Genomic DNA, 2408 nt, shown 5'->3' on the forward strand with positions numbered 1-2408 from the left:
CAGTGATGCGACCATCGGCCCAGGCGGCGCTCGCGAGGCGCTCGCGACAGAGCGCGACCTGCTCGGAGTTCAGTACCTGCGGAACTTGCAACAGCATGTCGAGTTTCTCCTCCCGCGAAAAATCCCCGCCATCTTCCGGCAGGGATTGTTGTGCGGCCAGTATCTTTCAGAACCTTCCGATTCGCACGCCCGCTCAGAAACGATAGCTGGCGTTGAGCACGACATTGCGGGCATCGCCCGGCGTGGCCCAGCCGTTGTTGCGGATGCGTGTGTAGAACTCCTTGTCGGAGAGATTGTTCACGTTCAACTGCAAGGTCAGATCGCGGGTCACGCGGTAGGCGACCATCGCGCGGTGCGTGGTGTAGCCGCCGTACGTCGCGAGTTCGCCAATGGGCTTGGTCGTCGAATGCTGCTCGACGGTGATCGCGCCCTGATAAGTCGCGCCATAGCCGAGCTGCCAGGCGCGCGAGACGTCGTAAGTCGTCCACAGGCTGAGCGCATCCGTCGGCGTGGCGAGCAGCGGATCGCCGGCGACGAAATCCGGAATCGCGGCATTGCCGCCGGAGCAGGCGGCGACACCGGCATGCGCGAGGCAATAGTCGGAGACGTTGCGCAGCACCTTGCTGTCGAGATGCGTGTAGTTGCTGAAGACCGACCAATGCTCGTTGATCAGACCGGAAAGGCCGAGCGTGAAGCCGTCGACACGGGCCTTGCCGTCGAGCGACTGCTCGCCGGAAATATTGCTCGGATCGGGATCGGCGACACGGTAGTTTTCGCGGTCGTTGCGGAACAATGCCGCGGTGAAGCTGAGCTTGCCTTGGCGGAAATCCCATTTCGTGCCGAGTTCGATGTTGATCGCGCTTTCCGGATCGACGCTGCAATTGGCCGTGCCGGTGCTGCTGACCGCGGTGCAGGTGCCGTTGACCGAGGCCTTCGACGGCGTCTTCGAATTGCCGTAGGCGAGATAGATGCTGGCGTTGTCCTGCGGCTTGTACACCAGGCCGGCGCGGTACGAGAACAGGTTGTCGCTGTTTTTCGCCGGTGCAGCGGCGCCGGTGATCGCGCCGATGTTCGGCAGCGCGGTCGAAACGGTATAGACGGTGGAGCTGCCTTCGTTGTGCTCGTAGCGTGCGCCGAGGTTGATCTGCCAGTGTTCGTTGAAAGTCAGCGTGTCGAACAGGTAGGCAGCGGCATTGTCCTGTTCGCCGTCGGTCTTGCCGATCAGCGTGTAGCGCAGTGGGCCGGTGTAGATCGAATTCGGGTGATACAGGTCCATCAACGGCAGCGTCAGGCCGGTGTCGGAACCATTGGCGTTGCGCAGCAGGCGCGCGGTTTCGAGCTCGAACGACTCATGCGAAAACGCGAGGCCGGCGACAAGGTGATGCTCGATGCCGCCGGCGGTGAAGATCGCGGTGAGATCGGTCTGATTCACCAGCGCCTTGTTGCTGGTATCGCGCAGATAGCCGCGCGGATTGGTGATGCCGGGGCGGAACGTGCCCGGCAGCGTGCCGGCGGTGCAGGCGGTGAAGGTCGGGCTGATGTTTCCCGGCAGGCAGATCGCACCCTGCGCGGCATCGACGATCGAACGCTGGTCGACTTTCGCTACCCGCGTGAGATTGCGTACCGAAAATACATCGTTGAACGCGTGCGAGACGATGGCAGTGAAGGCGTCGTTGTCGATGTCCTGGCGATCGAGGTTGGCGTAGCCGAAGTAGGTATTGCGCGCCACACCCGGCAGCGGCCCGCCGTTGTAAAAGGGCACGCCGTACTGCGGGATGTTGCTGTCCTTCTGATGCACGTAGCTCAGGATCAACGTCGTGTCGGTGCCGAGGCCGAAGGCCAGCGACGGCGCGATGCCCCAGCGCTGGAAGTTCTCGACATCGCGACCCGGCGCGTCGTTGCGATGCGCCATCGCATTGATGCGGAAAGCGCTGTGATCGCCGATCTGTTGATTGTTGTCCAGGGTCAGGCGGCCGTAGCTGTCGGTACCGGCGGCGGCGGAGATCGTATTGGCATCGCCGAGATGCGCGGCCTTGCTGACCAGGTTGATGCTGCCGCCGACCGAGCCGGCGCCGGCGTAGACCGAGTTCGCGCCATTGACGAGCTCGAGTTGTTCGAGATTGAACGGGTCGGTGCGCGAGTACTGCGCGCTGTCGCGGACGCCGTCGACGGTGATGTCATTGCTGGCGCTGAAGCCGCGCAGGTTGATGCTGTCGCCATAACCGCCGCCGCCTTCGCCAGCGCCAAACGTGATGCCGGGCAGGGTGCCGAGGATGTCGCGCAGCGACAGCAGGCCCTGGTCTTCGATGTTCTCGTGATCGACCACGGTGATGGTCTGCGGCGTGTCGCGCAGCGGCGCGGTGTATTTCGGCGAAGTCACTTCCTGGACGCGCTGGCCCTGCACCTTC

The 2408-nt window shown here is 63.4% G+C and carries 1 protein-coding gene; it reads right to left on the reverse strand.

Going from position 1 to position 2408, the window contains the following annotated elements; translation table 11 throughout:
* Nucleotides 1-193 precede the first annotated feature (193 nt).
* A partial coding sequence (locus VKM35_RS09025; RefSeq protein ID WP_324320583.1) for a TonB-dependent receptor occupies nt 194-2408 on the reverse strand: 2215 nt, incomplete at its 5' end.

Source organism: Arenimonas sp. (assembly GCF_035312645.1).
Classification (GTDB): domain Bacteria; phylum Pseudomonadota; class Gammaproteobacteria; order Xanthomonadales; family Xanthomonadaceae; genus Arenimonas.